Below are 14,383 nucleotides of genomic sequence, written 5' to 3' on the forward strand. Positions count from 1 at the left end.
AGCGCTGGAGGCGGCGCAGCAGGCGGACCAGGCCCGGCAGCGGCTGGAGGCCGAGGCCGCGGCGGCCGCCGCGGAACTGGAGGAACTTGGACGGCAGGCGGCCAGGCTGGACATCGACCACGCGGCCGCGGGCACCGAGCTAAAGGCAGTGCAGGGACAGCGCGAAGAACTCGCCCGCAAGCTGGCTGCGCTCGCGCCCGCCGGCAGGACGTTGGCCGAGCAGGCCGCCGGACTGGCAGAGCTCTGCGCGGCCTTGGGCGAGGGGATCAAGGCGCTGGCCGCCAGCCGCCATGCGGCGGCCGCGCTGGAACGCAGCACCGCCGAGTTGGCCGCAGCGATCGCCGGCTCCGCGTTCGACGGCGAGGAACAGGCCCGCGCGGCCCTGCTCTCGACCGCGGACCTGCAGGCGGTGCAGGCCGTCATCGAGGAACATACCCTGCTCGGACAGCGGCTGCAGCTGTTGCAGGATTCCGAACGGGTAGTCCGTGCCCGCAGGGACCGGGAGGCGGGCCTGGCCTTGCCGGACGCGGACGCCCTCGGGCAGCTGCGCCGCCGGGCCTCCGAACTGGAGCAGGAAGTCCGGGACCTGCAGGTCCGCAGCGGCGTGCTCCGGGCCTCGGACCGGCAGCTGGCGTCCTACGGTCCCCGGCTGGCCGAAGCCACGGCGGCGCTGGACGCGGCCCGGGAGCGCTACGAGCGGATCCAGTCCGTGGCGGACACGGTGCGCGGACTGGGCGAGAACGAGCGGAAAATGACGCTGACCACCTATGTGCTGGCCGCCCGCCTGGAACAGATCGCGGCGACAGCCTCGGAGCGGCTGGGCACCATGACGGACGGCCGCTACACCCTGGTGCACGACGATTCGAAGTCGGGCAACAAGAAGTCGGGGCTCGGCCTGCACGTCAACGACGCCTGGACCGGCCAGCGCCGGGATACCGCCACGCTCTCCGGCGGCGAGTCCTTCATGGCCTCGCTGGCCCTGGCGCTGGGGCTGGCCGATGTGGTGCAGGCAGAGGCCGGCGGCGTGGACATCGAAACGCTGTTCGTGGACGAGGGGTTCGGCAGCCTGGACGAGCAGGCACTGGAACAGGTCATGGACGCTCTGGAGGGGCTGCGCGACGGCGGCCGGGTGGTCGGCCTGGTCAGCCACGTGCCGGAAATGAAGCAACGCATCCCGGCCCAGCTGCGGGTGTCCAAGGGCAGGCGGGGATCCACCGTGGAGCTGGTGCTCGCGGAAGCCGGCTAACGCTCCGGACCTCGCGCAGCTCACTGCGGAAGGGCCGGAGCCGTCCGGGCTGGTAGAATCGGTCCGTTATCCGGGTTGTGCGCATCGGGAGGCGGGACGATGCGCGGTTCACGCTACCGGATTGCCATGACTACTTCCTCTTCTTCCGCCACCTCCGCAGCTCCCGCGACGGATGGCCCGGCCACCCGGCCTGCGGGCCTGTTCGGCCGCTACCGGCGGCTGCCCGAAATCGCCGGCAGATCCTTCCAGCCCGTCGGCTTCCTGGCCCGCCTGCCGCTGGCCATGCTTACCGTCGGGGCGCTGACCCTGGTTACTACGGCCTCCGGCTCCTACGCCCTGGGCGGCATGGCCGCCGGGGCGGTCGGGATCGGGGCCGCGGCCGGTGCGCCGGGCCAAGGCTACCTGGCCGACCGGAAGGGCCAGCGCAGGGTGCTGCTGGTTGCCGCGGCAGCACACAGCCTCGCCATCGCCGGACTGCTGGCAGTGGTCCGCTTCGTGCCCGGATTTGCCGGCAGCGGAGCCGGTGTCGTGCTGGCCGCGGCGCTGCTGATGGGCCTGACCTGCCCGCAGGTGGGCCCGCTGGCCCGCGTGCGCTGGATGGCCATGACGGATGGGCACCCTCAGGTGCGCGACACCGCGCTGTCCTATGAAAGCACCGCGGACGAGCTGACCTTCGTGCTGGGCCCGGCGCTGGTCGGCCTGCTCGCGGCGCTTGTGGCACCCTGGCTTGCCTTTGCCGTGGCCGCCGTCCTGACCCTCACCATGGTTTCCGCGTTTGCCCTCCACCCCACCCACCGCACCGTGGGCCCCGCGGCCGGCAGGGCGCACTCCGGGCCGCCGCGGCCGGGCCGCCTCCGGCTGGCCGCACTGGTCCCGGCGGCCCTTCCAGTGCTGGGGATGGCGGCCATGGGCGCGTTCTTCGGCGCCACCCAGAACGGGCTCAGTGCCTTCGGCGGCAGCTTTGATGCCGCCGAGTCCGCGGGACTGCTGTACGCGCTGCTGGGCCTGAGCTCGGCGGCCACCGCCCTGAGCGTGGCATTCTGGCCGGACCGCTTCGCGCACACCTGGCGGTGGATCCTCAGCGCCGCCGCCCTGCTGGCCTTCACCCTGCTGCTCCTGCTGCCGCAGTCCCCGGCGCCCATGGTTGCCGCGCTGCTGGCGGCCGGACTGCCGGTGGGCCCGGCGATGGTGACGATCTACAGCCTCGGCGCCATGCTGGCCCCGGCCCACCGCCTCGGCACCGTCATGAGCATGCTGGCCAGCGGCGTCGTCCTGGGGTCGGCGCTCGGCGCCGCGCTGGCCGGTGGAGCCGCGCAGGCCCACGGGCACGCCGGGGCCTTCCTGGTCGCCGCGGGCGCAGCGGCGGCCATGCTGCTGCTGAGCCTGCTGTGCGCCCTGGTGATGGGCCGGCGCTGTTCCTGAGCCGTCAGCGTAGTTCGGCCTCGATACTGGCGGCGGCGCGCACGAGCGCCTGGCCGATTTCCTCATTGCCGATGTCGGCGTGGATGTAGACGACGGCGATGGCCGCCGGCAGCTGTCCCGGAATGCGGATGGGTGCGCCCACGGAGGACACTCCGGGAATGACCTCGTCGTGGCTGACCGCATAGCCGAGGCCGGCGGCCGCACGCGACTCGGGCCGGTACTGCTGGCCGGGGGCCAGCCGCTCCCACTGCTCTTCGCTCAAGGCGGACTGGATCGCAATGCCCGGAGCCCCGGCGCTGAAGGAATGCCGCGTCCCCGGACGCTGGGCCAGGGTCGCGCCGGCATGGCGCGGCTCCACCGTGACCAAGGTGACGCAGTCATGCTGGTCCCAAACGGCAATGAACGCCGTCATCTTCAACTGGTTGGCCAGCAGGGTGAGCTCCGGCAGCGCCGCGGACTGGAGGTCGCGCGAGACGCCGCGTGCCAGCGCGGCCAGCCCCGGGCCTGCCTGGACGCGCCCGGACGGGTCGCGCATGACCAGGGCATGGTCCTCCAGCGTGCGCAGGATCCGGTAGGCGATGGAACGGTGCACGCCCAGTGCGGCCGACAGTTCGGCGATCGTCATCGGCGCGGGGGCATCGGCCAGGATTTCGAGGGCGCGGATACCCCGCGAGAGCGTCTGGGAATGGGCCGCGCCGGACTTGGCGGGAGCTTCGCTGGAGGGCATCTGGTCATCCTTTGGAGACATCATGTTGAGAAATTCCACACAGGGAGTTGTGCCCGTGCTCACATTCCCTTATTGTTCTATATCAGGACGCAATGTTCAACTATAGAACTTCACGCGGGGACGCAGTCGGATGCCCATGGGGACGGAACCGGGTTCCGGGACCGATCCGGCGTTACGACCGACAGTTAAGGACCAGCTGATGATTGCTACTCCGAACCAGGGTGTTCCGGCCCCGGCCGGCATTCCGCCGAAGGTGTTGCGGCCGCGGGAGCACCACTTCCGCGGCAGCCTCGGACGGTTCGCCACCGGGGTGGCGATCGTGACGTTCGACGGCGTGACCAAGCGCCACGGCATCACGGTCAACTCGTTCACCTCGGTTTCCATGGAGCCGCCGCTGGTGCTGGTCGGCATTGCCCGGTCCACCAAGGCCCACGACGAGCTGGAAGGCCGCCCGTTCACGGTCAACATCCTCGGGGCCGAGCAGCGCGCGCTGGCCATGCACTTTGCCGGCAAGCCCTCCGATGAGCCGGTCTGGGTCGAGGGCGGGGTCGCGCCGCGGCTGAGCAATGTCCTCGCCTTCTTCGAGTGCAAGCCCTGGGCCGCCTACGACGGCGGGGACCACACCCTGTACCTGGGCGAGGTCGTCGACTTCAACTACCGCAGCGGCGACGCCCTGGGCTTCGCCAACAGCAGCTTCACCACGATTCCCGAAAGCCGGCTCGGCATCGAGGAACTGCTCTAGGGCAGTCCCGGGACCGCGCAGAACCACCGATCCACCGACGAAACCTGGAGAAAGACAATGGGCATCCGTACCGGACAGCAGTACCTGGACAAGCTCAACTCGATGCACCCCCATGTGGTCATCAACGGCGAGGTCGTCTCCGAGAAGATCGCCGAACACCCGATGTTCCGCAACAACGCCCGGACCTACGCCAAGCTGTTCGACATGCAGCATGACCCGAAGTACCAGGAGGCCCTGACCTACACCTCGCCGACCACCGGCGACCTGGTCAACGCCTCCTTCCTGGTGCCCCGCTCCATTGAGGACCTGGAGAAGCGCCGCAAGGCCATCTCCACCTGGGCAGAGTTCTCCAACGGCTTCCTGGGCCGCTCCGGCGACTATATGAACTCCTCCCTGACTGCGCTGTCGACGGCCAGGAAGTTCTTCGCCAAGGCGGACCCGGTCTTCGGGGAGCGCATCGAGAAGTACTACGAGTACGCCCGCGAAAACGACCTGCTGGCCACCCACACCCTGATCCCCCCGCAGGTCAACCGCTCGGTTTCCGGCTCCGAGCAGCTCGGCGGCCAGCTGGCTGCCCGCGTGACCGAGGAGCGCGAGGACGGCATCATCATCAACGGTGCCCGCATGCTTGCCACGATCGCCCCGATTGCCGATGAACTGCTGGTCTTCCCCTCCACCTTGCTGCGCGGCACCCCGGAGGACGCCCCGTATTCCTACGCCTTTGCCCTGCCGAACGATACCCCCGGAATGCGCTACCTCTGCCGGGCCTCGCTGTACAACGGCGGCAGCGTCCACGATGAGCCGCTCGCGTCCCGCTTCGAGGAAATGGACGCGGTGGTCGTCTTCGAGGATGTCTTCGTGCCCAACGAGCGCATCTTCATGCTCGGCCGCCCGGACCTGTGCAACTCCTGGTACGCGGAGACCGGCGCCGGGGCCCTGATGACTCACCAGGTCGTCACCCGCACCGTTGCCAAGAGCACCTTCTACCTGGGCCTGGCCTCCGAGCTGGCCGCCTCCATCGGCATCGACGGCTTCCAGCACATCCAGGAGGACCTCGCCGAGCTGATCATCGACGTCGAAATCGGCAAGGCGCTGATCCGCGCCGCCGAGGCCGACGCCGAGCTCAACGACGAGGGCATCATGCTCCCGCGCTGGAGCACGCTGAACGCGGCCCGGAACTGGTACCCGAAGATTGCTCAGCGGTTCCCGCAGATCATCCGCAAGTTCTCCGCCTCCGGCCTGATGGCCCTGCCCGGCGAGGCGGATGTCAACAGCGAGGCCCGCGCCGACATCGAGAAGTACCTGCAGGCCAAGACCCTGACCGGCCCCGAGCGCGTGCGCCTGTTCAAGCTGGCGTTCGATGCCTCGATCTCCGGCTTCTCCGGACGCGAGTCGCTGTACGAGTACTTCTTCTTCGGCGATCCGGTCCGCATGGCCGGCGCGCTGGTCAACAGCTACGACCGCGAACCCGCCCGCGCCCGCATCCGCGAATTCCTCGCCCGCGAGGACTAAGCCCTTCAGGGCGGCCCTCCGGCGCCCGCCGGGCCGGCCCATGCAGAACACACCCCCGGTAGGTCCGGCGGTGTGTTCTGCGTTACAGTGCATATACGTGGCATTTGTCGTATAACCGGCCGTTCTGTCGGTAAATGATCCGTTGTTCAGCCGATGCACCGGAGGAACCAATGTCAACAACAGAAGAACCCGCAGGCGCGCTCCCGCAGGCCACCCGGCAGGAGGAGCGCAAGGTCCTTGCCGGGACACTGGTTGGTACCACCATCGAATGGTACGACTTCTTCATTTACGCCCAGGCGGCAGGCCTGGTGCTGGCCGGCCTCTATTTCGCCCCGCTGGCCGAGGAGAATGCTGCCCTGGCCCAGATCATCTCCTGGGCGACGCTGGGCATCAGCTTCCTGTTCCGACCCCTGGGGGCCATCGTCGCAGGGCACCTCGGCGACCGGCTCGGACGCAAGAAGATGCTCGTGTTCACCCTCGTGACGATGGGCGCGGCGACCACGCTGATCGGCCTGCTGCCCGCCTATGCCCAGATCGGCGTGTGGGCTCCGATCCTGCTGGTGCTCTTCCGGATCCTGCAGGGTTTCTCGGCAGGCGGCGAATGGGGCGGTGCTGCCCTGATGTCCGTCGAACACGCCCCCCGCGACCGCCGCGGCTACTTCGGCGCCTATCCGCAGATCGGCGTCCCGTGCGGCATGATCCTGGCCACCGCCGTCATGTTCATCGCCACGTCATCCATGAGCCAGGAAGCGTTCCTGGCCTGGGGCTGGCGCATCCCGTTCCTGTGCTCGGTGCTGCTCATCGTTGTCGGCTACCTGATCCGCCGCGCCGTTGACGAAAGCCCCGTCTTCAAGGAAATGCTGCTGCGGAAGAAGGAGTCGGCCACACCACTGGGGCAGTTGTTCAGGCACAACTCCAAGGAAGTCATCCTCACCGCCCTGATCTTCATCGCCAACAACGCGGCCGGCTACCTGCTGATCGCCTTCTTCTCCTCCTATGCCACCAGGCCCGTCCAGGCGGGCGGCCTGGGCATGGACCGGGGCCCCGTGCTGCTGGCCACGATCGTGGCAGCGTTCGGCTGGCTGATCTTCACGCTGTTCGGCGGAATGATCTCGGACAGACTCGGCCGGATCCGCACCTTCCAAATCGGCTACGCCCTGCTGCTGGTGTGGGCGGTTCCGATGTTCCTGCTGATCGACACGGCCAACATCCTCTGGTTCGCGGTCGCGGCCTTCGTGCTGACCATCGGCCTGGGCCTGTCCTACGGACCGCAGTCGGCGCTCTATGCCGAGATGTTCCCCGTCAACGTCCGCTACTCCGGCGTCTCCATCGGCTATGCCATCGGTGCCATCCTCGGCGGCGCCTTTGCTCCGCTGGTGGCCGAACTGCTGCTGGCCGAAACGGGCACCACGGTCAGCATCGGAATCTACATCGCCGCGTTGTGCATCGTCTCGCTCATAGCGGTCTCCGTCGTGAAGGAGACGAGGGGCGCCAACCTTCGGGTGGAGGAAGCCCATCAGGAGTACCTGCGCACCCATCCGGAAGCCGCCCAGTGACGGCTTCCTGAGGCGGCTGCGCCGGGCACCCGGCCGTCGGTCCGCCGTCGGACGGACGGGGAACCGGGCGAAAGGGCGCACGCGGAACCCTCCGCGTGCGCCCTTTGTCTGTACCGGCCTGTGGCGGTGGCCCCGGCAGCTGCCGGGGCGTCAGTCCTGCTCGCCGCCGTAGCCGATGCCGGCGTACAGCTGCGGCCGGGCGGACTTCAGGTACAGGCCCCAGGCCACCCCTGCGATGCCCGGCACCACCACGAGGGCCGGCAGCAGCCAGGACAGCGTGGAGGGGCCCTCGGTCCCGATCAGGACATTGAAGTTGACCACAATCAGGACGAACACCAGACCCAGGCTGAGCACCGCCAGGGCCGGCGCCAACAGGCGGGTCCAGAGCGAGTAGCCTTCGCCATGCTTGCGGAAGTAGCCGATCACGGCCGCCGAGATCAGCACCAGCAGCAGGACCAGCCCGAAGGCGCCCGTGTTGGTCAGCCAGGTGAAGAAGGTCAGCACCGGGTACAGTGCGCCCAGTTCGGATCCGGTGCCCGCGATGGCGAAGATGATCAGCATGACCAGGGCCAGCCCGGACTGGGACAGCGAGCCGGCCACCGGCGCGAAGGTGCGGGGATTGACGTGGGCGAGGCGCCGGGGGATGACGCCCTCGCGGCCGAGCGAGAAAACGTAGCGGGCCACCGCGTTGTGGAAGGCGATCAACGCCGCGAACAGGCTGGTGATGAACAGAACCTGGGTGATGTCCGCGATCAGCATGCCGCCGTGCTGGTTGAGGAAGACGAACACCAGGTCCGGGCCCAGTTCCCGGGACTTCGCGACGATCTGGCCGGGACCGGTGGCAATCGTGGTTGCCCAGCCGGAGAAGGCGTAGAAGAGCGAGATGACGGCGACGGCGATGTAGGTCGCCCGGGCAATGGAGCGCTTGGGGTCCTTGGCTTCCTCGCTGTAGATGGCGGCGGACTCGAACCCCATGAAGCCGGCGATGCTGAAGGCCATGGCCGCGCCCACGCCGGCGGTAAAGAGGTTTGCGGGATCCATCGAGGCGCCGGAGAGGCCCTCGGGCGCCACCGCCATGGCGATGATGTCAAAGACCAGCACGGCGAGGAACTCGAGGCCGACCAGGACGGCAATCACCTTGGCGGACAGGTCCACCTTGTTGATGCCCAGCCAGCCGACCAGGACGAAGCCCGCCAGCGCCGTGGCCCACCACGGGACCTCGGTACCGAGCTTGCTGCCGATGAAGGAGGCCGAGGCGAAGCCGAAGAGGCCGTAGATGCCCACCTGCATGGCATTGTAGGCGACCAGCGCCACCCAGGCGGCCCCCACGCCCGCCGCCCGGCCGAGGCCCTGCGAGATGTACGCGTAGAACGCCCCGGCATTGCGGATGTGGGCGCTCATGGCCGCGTAGCCGACGGCGAAAAGGGCCAGGCAGACGCCGAGGACAATGAAGGAGAGTGGAATGCCCAGCACGCCGGTGACGGCGAAATTGCTGGTGGTGCCGCCGGCGACCACGGTCAGCGGCGCCGAGGCGGCGATGATCATGAAGACCAGGGCCGGTACGCCCAGGGTGCGCCTGCCGAGGCCCGCGTCCGTGCCTGCCTGCCGCGCCACCGTTCGTTCCTGTGACATTAAAACCTCCAGCGGGAGAATAAAAGATGGTTCGATTGTCGCAGGCTATGGCGCAGATCACTTGCCATTGGCGGTACTGCTGTTGACGAACCGTGCACACGTGTCCGCACTCCGGTCCTCGACCAGGGTGCGCCGGCGCCGCGCGGAGGCGCGGCCGTCAGGCGGAGGCGCAGGCATGTCGGGCGCAGCCGCCCCTACCGGTCGCCGCGCCGGTAGGCACTGGGCGGCTCGCCGAAGGCGCTGCGGAAGATGCGGCTGAAGTGGGCGGCGTCGACAAAGCCCCAGCGGGCGGCGATGGCACCGACGGGCCGGTCGGCCAGGATGGGGTCGCGCAGGTCGCGGCGGCAGCGTTCCAGCCGGCGGGTGCGGATCCAGCTGGCCACGGTGCTGCCGGAAGCCGCGAAGATGTTGTGCAGGTGCCGCGTGGAGATGTAATGGGCCGCGGCAATGTCCGCAGGGGAGAGCTCCGGATCCCCAAGGTTGGCCTCGATGTAGCGCCGGATCCGGGTGACCAGTTCCCCGTGGCCGCCGGCGGCAGGTTCGCGCCGGGCGTCCAGTTCGCTTTCGAACATGGTGGCGACCAGGTCCACGGCGTTGTGCGCCAGCCGGCGCCCGCTGCTTCCCGAGAGGGCGTCCAGGTTTTCGGCCAGCTGTGCCATGAACGGGCTGACCATCCGGCCCAGGCCGGTGTCGCCGGCCAGCCTGACGGCTGTCAGCTGGGACACCGCCTCGGCCGGCAGGTCCAGCGCATCGTGCGGGAACATCAGCACCAGCGTCCGGAAATCCTCGCCGAAGCCCAGGGTGTACGGGCGGTGCGTGTCGTAGACCGCCAGGTCCCCGGGGCGCAGCGTGGCCTCGCGGTTGTCCTGGACCAGCAGCCCGTGGCCGGCCAGCTGGAGGTTGAGCTTGAAATACAACCGGTCCGAGGCTGCAATAAGCGACGGGGTGCGCAGCACGCGGTGGCCGTTGGCCGTGACTTCGACGATGGAAAGCTCATCCAGCACGCGGGAACGGATGCGTCCGCGGAATCCCTCGGCCGAGTCCGTGTGGACTTCGAGCGGGACAAAGGATGCGTTGACCAGGTTCCGCCACTCGGCGAAGCTGCCGGCGAGGGCGGTCTGCACCCCGGATGCTCCGGCAGGCCCGGGGGCCGGCGCCGGAGCGGATTCCGCGGTGCGGGCCTGCTGCAGAAGTGAAGTGCCGTGCGTCACAATGCCTCCAATGTAGCCCGGATTCCCGCCGCTGTCATCTTTTTTCAACGTTTGGTGAATAAAGTTTCCGGGGCGGGGTGCCGGCTGTGCCGCGATGCCGGAGCCCGCGCACCTATGAGCCGGTGGACAGCAGCTGCAGGTAGCTGTCCAGCTGGGCGGTGAGCTGGGCGGGGGAGTGGGTCGCAGGTGTCAGCGCTGCCGTGATCTGCGCGCCCAGGACGAACGTCATCAGGAAACCGACGATGTCCTCGTCCGGGGCGGCGGTCCGGACCTCGCCCGCCGTGCGGGCCTGGGCCAGGTGGTCATGGAGGGCGGACCGCCACTGTTCCATGGACTCTTCGTGCAGCCGCGCCTTGGCCGGGTCGGTCAGGGCCTTCTGCCAGAAGGGGATGACGATCCGGGCCTCGCTGATCCTGGTTTCATCCAGCGGCAGGATCTCGTGGCAGTAGGCCCTCAGGGCCGCCAGGCCTTCCAGCCCCGCGGTGGCTGCGGCCATCCGCTGGTTGGTCTGGTTGAAAACATGTCCGAAGGCGAAGGTCAGCAGCTCGTCCTTGGTGGGGAAATAGGGCTTGAGCGCGCCGTTGGCGAAGCCGGCCTCGGCGGCGATTTCCCGCATGGTGGCCCCTTCCATGCCGAGGCGGGCGATGATCCGCCACGTTGCGTTGACCAGCTCCACCCGGCGCTGGTCGTGGTCGACGATCTTCGGCATGCTGTCCCTTTCCGAACCTTTTGTAGAAAAACGCTTGTGATCCATCTTACGGAGCGCTATTCTCTACAGTCATAGAAAATTATTGCCGGGGTTCCGGCAGGCGCCGACCGTTCGAAAGGGCAGCCATGACAACCTCATCCACGCAACTTGCCTCCGCCTACGCGCTGGCGACGGCCGAGGAGATCATCCGCGTCCGGCAAATCCTCGCCGACGCCGGCCTGGCCGGAGGGAACATCCGCTTCGCCTACCTGGGCCTGGTGGATCCGCCGCGCCGTTCCGCGGAGGACGGGGCAGGCCCGGTCCAGCGGCGCTTTCGGGCCTTCCTGCACGACATCTCCGGCGGGGCCCCGAAGGACGTCACGGTGTCGGTGACCGAGGGCAGGGTCGAGTCGGTACGGGAACTGCACACCGGCGAAACCGGCGAACTGCCGGTGCTGGAGGAGGAATTCGCCGTCGTCGAGGAGATCCTGGCCCGGGACGAGCGCTGGCTGAAGGCGCTCGCCGACCGCAATCTCGACGTGGCCAAGGTCCGCGTCGCACCCCTGTCGGCCGGCGTGTTCGAGTACCCCGAGGAAAAGGGCCGCCGCATCCTGCGCGGCCTGGCCTTCTACCAGGACTTCCCCGAGGACAGCGCCTGGGCGCACCCGGTGGACGGGCTGGTGGCGTACGTGGACATCGTCAACAAGAGCGTGGACCAGGTGCTGGACTTCGGCCCCGTCCCGGTACCGGCCGAGCACGGCAACTACACCGATCCGGAGCTGACCGGCCCGCTGCGCGAAACCCAGAAGCCGATCAGCATCACCCAGCCCGAGGGCCCCAGCTTCACCGTGACCGGCGGCAACCACATCGAGTGGGAGAAATGGAGCTTCGACGTCGGCTTCGACGTGCGCGAGGGCGTGGTGCTGCACAATATCGCCTTCCAGGACGGGGACCGGAAGCGGTCGATCATCAAGCGCGCCTCGATCGCCGAAATGGTGGTGCCCTACGGCGACCCGTCCCCGGTGCGCTCCTGGCAGAACTACTTCGACACCGGCGAATACCTGGTCGGCCAGTACGCGAACTCGCTGGAACTGGGCTGCGACTGCCTGGGCGAGATCACGTACCTGTCCCCGGTGATCGCCGACGGCTTCGGCAATCCGCGCGAGATCCGCAACGGCATCTGCATGCACGAGGAGGACTGGTCCATCCTGGCCAAGCATTCGGACCTGTGGACCGGCATCAACTACACCCGGCGCAACCGCCGCATGGTGGTTTCCTTCTTTACCACCATCGGCAACTACGACTACGGCTTCTACTGGTACCTCTACCTGGACGGCACCATCGAATTCGAGGCCAAGGCAACAGGCATCGTCTTCACCAGCGCCTACCCGGGCAAGGGCTACCGCTACGCCTCGGAAATGGCCCCGGGCCTGGGCGCCCCGTTCCACCAGCACCTCTTCAGCGCCCGCCTGGACATGGCCCTGGACGGGTTCGCCAACCGCGTGGAGGAAGAGGAAGCGGTGCGCGTGCCGGTGAGCGGGGAGAACCCGCGCGGCAACGCCTTCACCCGTAAGCGCACCGTGCTCAGGACCGAGTCCGAGGGTGTGCGCGAGGCCGACATGGCCGCCGGGCGGACCTGGCACATTTCCAACCCGCAGTCCCTGAACCGGCTGGGCGAACCCGTGGGCTACAAGCTCTACCCGCAGGGCCAGCCGATGCTGCTGGCGGACCCCGGCTCCTCCGTGGCCAAGCGTGCGGCCTTCGCCACCAAGGACCTGTGGGTGACCCGCTTCGCCGAAGAGGAACGCTACCCGACCGGCGACTTCGTCAACCAGCACGCCGGCGGCGCCGGGCTGCCTGCCTATATCCAGCAGGACCGCAGCATCGACGGCGAGGACATCGTCGTCTGGCACACCTTCGGCCTGACGCACTACCCCCGCGTGGAGGACTGGCCGATCATGCCGGTGGACACCGTCGGCTTCAAGCTGCGCCCGGACGGCTTCTTCGACCGCAGCCCGGTGCTGGACGTCCCGGCGAGCAAGCCGGCCGGCGGACACTGCCACCGCTGACCGGGACTGGCTGCGGAAGGGGCAGGAGCATGCGGACGGTGACGACGGCGCACCCGCGGCTGTGCGCCGCGGTGGCCTTGGGGTCGGTGGCCGCCCATGTCTGGATGGCCTTCGGCCACGCCCACGCCTGGTGGCTCAGCACGGTGATGCTGCTGATGGCGGCGTACTGCCTGCCCTGTGCCCTCACCCTGTGGCGGCACGGGGCAGCCCATCCGGCAGCCATGCTGCTCTGGTCGGCCGCGGGCATGGCCGGGCTGCACCTGGTGCTGGTCACGGCCGCAGCGCTTCCGCCCGCCGGCACCCACGGCCACCATGGTGCGGCCGGACAGCTGGCGTCAGCGCATCTGGCGGGATCGGCGGGGCCGATGCTGGCCATCATCGCGCTCGAGCTGGCGGTCGCGGCGCTGGCCGCGTCCTGGCTGCGCCGGCTGCGCCTGGCTGCGGCACGGCCGGTGTCCGCTGCCTGATCACCGGTCCCGTCTGGACCCGGCGGCTTCCCGGCAGGGAAGCCGCCGCCGTCGTTTCCGGACGCGGCAGGGCTAGAGTGGATGGGTGGTGCGGATGCGCTCTGGCACGATCCTGCTGTTCCTGGCCGGCGACGTCATGACCGGCAGGGGAGTGGACCAGATTCTGCCCAGCTCCTGCGAGCCGAAGCTGCACGAGCCGTACGTGCGTGACGCCCGGGACTACGTTGCGCTGGCCGAAGCGGCCAACGGTCCGATCCCGCGGCCGGTGGACTTTGGCTGGCCGTGGGGCGATGCGCTGCGGATCCTCGGTGACGCCGCCCCGGACCTGCGCGTGGTCAATCTGGAAACCAGCGTGACCGTCAGCGGCGACTACGCCCGCGGCAAGGGCATCCACTACCGGATGCACCCGGCCAATATCGGCTGCCTGACCGCTGCCGGGATCGACGCCTGCACCTTGGCGAACAACCACGTCCTGGATTTCGGGATCCGCGGCCTCGAGGAAACCCTTGATGTCCTCCATGCCGCGGGCGTGCGTACCGCCGGCGCCGGGCGCAACGCGGACCAGGCCTGGCAGCCTGCGGTCCTTGCCGGCGGGCAGGTCCAGGTCTGGGCGGTGGGGATGGACTCAAGCGGTGTCGAACGCGGCAACGCCGCAGGTCCGGACCGCCCGGGCGTGGCGTTCCTGGCCGGGCCGACCGATGCGGGTGCGGACCTCATTACGTCCCGCGTGCAGGCGGCCCGGCACCCTGGCGGGCTGGCGGTGGTCTCCGTCCACTGGGGATCGAACTGGGGCTACGAGGTTCCCCAGGCCCACGTCCGGTTCGCGCACCGGCTGGTCGACGGCGGCGTCGACGTCGTCTTCGGACACTCGTCGCACCACCCGCGCCCCATGGAGCTCTACCGCGGCCGGCCGGTGCTGTACGGCTGCGGGGACCTGGTCAATGACTACGAGGGCATCCGTGGCTACGAGCAGTTCCGCGACGACCTGCGGTTGCTGTACTTCCTGGCCCTCGACCTGCGGACGCACGAGCTGCGCGGCCTGCGGATGGTGCCGGTGCAGGCCCGGCGGATGCGGCTGCAGCGGGCCGGCGCCGCCGACGCCCAGTGGCTG

General features: G+C 69.0%; 12 protein-coding genes. 8 read left to right on the top strand and 4 right to left on the bottom strand.

Translation table 11 applies throughout. The features are described from left to right. Window positions 1–1,246, top strand: a 1,246-nt coding sequence (locus ACFQ36_RS14030; RefSeq protein ID WP_377014593.1) for an SbcC/MukB-like Walker B domain-containing protein, incomplete at its 5' end; no start/stop codon positions are given. Between the two features lie 126 nt (window positions 1,247–1,372). Then, on the top strand, window positions 1,373–2,668 hold the full coding sequence (locus ACFQ36_RS14035) for an MFS transporter (protein ID WP_377014595.1): 1,296 nt from the start codon (window positions 1,373–1,375) through the stop codon (window positions 2,666–2,668). A 4-nt stretch (window positions 2,669–2,672) separates the two neighbouring features. On the opposite strand, the gene ACFQ36_RS14040 is transcribed toward ACFQ36_RS14035, so the two are convergent. Continuing rightward, a complete protein-coding gene (locus ACFQ36_RS14040) occupies window positions 2,673–3,395 on the bottom strand; it encodes an IclR family transcriptional regulator (protein WP_377014597.1) in 723 nt (240 codons plus the stop codon). A gap of 199 nt (window positions 3,396–3,594) precedes the next feature. Here ACFQ36_RS14040 and ACFQ36_RS14045 point away from each other — a divergent pair, with 199 nt between their 5' ends. The 3 genes from ACFQ36_RS14045 (at window position 3,595) to ACFQ36_RS14055 (ending at window position 7,205) form a co-directional block, all read left to right on the top strand. Then, entirely contained in the window at window positions 3,595–4,137 is a 543-nt protein-coding gene (locus ACFQ36_RS14045; protein ID WP_377014599.1) for a flavin reductase family protein, read from the top strand. Between the two features lie 57 nt (window positions 4,138–4,194). Continuing rightward, a complete protein-coding gene (gene hpaB / locus ACFQ36_RS14050) occupies window positions 4,195–5,649 on the top strand; it encodes a 4-hydroxyphenylacetate 3-monooxygenase, oxygenase component (RefSeq protein WP_377014601.1) in 1,455 nt (484 codons plus the stop codon). 170 nt (window positions 5,650–5,819) lie between these two features. Next, window positions 5,820–7,205 (top strand): MFS transporter, encoded by a 1,386-nt coding sequence (locus ACFQ36_RS14055; RefSeq protein WP_377014603.1) that lies wholly within the window; start codon window positions 5,820–5,822, stop codon window positions 7,203–7,205. A gap of 150 nt (window positions 7,206–7,355) precedes the next feature. On the opposite strand, the gene ACFQ36_RS14060 is transcribed toward ACFQ36_RS14055, so the two are convergent. From ACFQ36_RS14060 to ACFQ36_RS14070, 3 genes are all read right to left on the bottom strand, one after another. Beyond that, window positions 7,356–8,837, bottom strand: a complete 1,482-nt coding sequence (locus tag ACFQ36_RS14060) for an APC family permease (protein WP_377014605.1) — start codon at window positions 8,835–8,837, stop codon at window positions 7,356–7,358. A 194-nt stretch (window positions 8,838–9,031) separates the two neighbouring features. Beyond that, on the bottom strand, window positions 9,032–9,961 hold the full coding sequence (locus ACFQ36_RS14065) for a helix-turn-helix domain-containing protein (protein ID WP_377014615.1): 930 nt from the start codon (window positions 9,959–9,961) through the stop codon (window positions 9,032–9,034). Between the two features lie 199 nt (window positions 9,962–10,160). Further along, the gene (locus tag ACFQ36_RS14070) at window positions 10,161–10,757 is read right to left on the bottom strand and encodes a TetR/AcrR family transcriptional regulator (RefSeq protein ID WP_377014607.1); all 597 of its coding nucleotides are present in this window, start codon (window positions 10,755–10,757) and stop codon (window positions 10,161–10,163) included. 125 nt (window positions 10,758–10,882) lie between these two features. Here ACFQ36_RS14070 and ACFQ36_RS14075 point away from each other — a divergent pair, with 125 nt between their 5' ends. The 3 genes from ACFQ36_RS14075 to ACFQ36_RS14085 form a co-directional block, all read left to right on the top strand. Next, the gene (locus tag ACFQ36_RS14075; protein WP_377014609.1) at window positions 10,883–12,805 is read left to right on the top strand and encodes a primary-amine oxidase; all 1,923 of its coding nucleotides are present in this window, start codon (window positions 10,883–10,885) and stop codon (window positions 12,803–12,805) included. Between the two features lie 29 nt (window positions 12,806–12,834). Beyond that, complete coding sequence (locus ACFQ36_RS14080) at window positions 12,835–13,272, top strand: hypothetical protein (RefSeq protein ID WP_377014611.1); 438 nt, start codon at window positions 12,835–12,837, stop codon at window positions 13,270–13,272. 94 nt (window positions 13,273–13,366) lie between these two features. Beyond that, window positions 13,367–14,383: CapA family protein (locus tag ACFQ36_RS14085; RefSeq protein WP_377014613.1), on the top strand; the 1,017-nt coding region annotated here is incomplete at its 3' end.

The sequence above is a fragment of the Arthrobacter sp. GCM10027362 genome (assembly GCF_042679445.1).
Taxonomy (GTDB): domain Bacteria; phylum Actinomycetota; class Actinomycetes; order Actinomycetales; family Micrococcaceae; genus Crystallibacter.

Excerpts from the sequence above, each read along its gene's own strand:
- ACFQ36_RS14035 (WP_377014595.1), top strand. The coding sequence starts at position 1,373 with ATGACTACTTCCTCTTCTTCCGCCACCTCCGCAGCTCCCGCGACGGAT.
- ACFQ36_RS14040 (WP_377014597.1), bottom strand. The coding sequence starts at position 3,395 with ATGCCCTCCAGCGAAGCTCCCGCCAAGTCCGGCGCGGCCCATTCCCAG.
- ACFQ36_RS14045 (WP_377014599.1), top strand. The coding sequence starts at position 3,595 with ATGATTGCTACTCCGAACCAGGGTGTTCCGGCCCCGGCCGGCATTCCG.
- hpaB (WP_377014601.1), top strand. The coding sequence starts at position 4,195 with ATGGGCATCCGTACCGGACAGCAGTACCTGGACAAGCTCAACTCGATG.
- ACFQ36_RS14055 (WP_377014603.1), top strand. The coding sequence starts at position 5,820 with ATGTCAACAACAGAAGAACCCGCAGGCGCGCTCCCGCAGGCCACCCGG.
- ACFQ36_RS14060 (WP_377014605.1), bottom strand. The coding sequence starts at position 8,837 with ATGTCACAGGAACGAACGGTGGCGCGGCAGGCAGGCACGGACGCGGGC.
- ACFQ36_RS14070 (WP_377014607.1), bottom strand. The coding sequence starts at position 10,757 with ATGCCGAAGATCGTCGACCACGACCAGCGCCGGGTGGAGCTGGTCAAC.
- ACFQ36_RS14075 (WP_377014609.1), top strand. The coding sequence starts at position 10,883 with ATGACAACCTCATCCACGCAACTTGCCTCCGCCTACGCGCTGGCGACG.
- ACFQ36_RS14080 (WP_377014611.1), top strand. The coding sequence starts at position 12,835 with ATGCGGACGGTGACGACGGCGCACCCGCGGCTGTGCGCCGCGGTGGCC.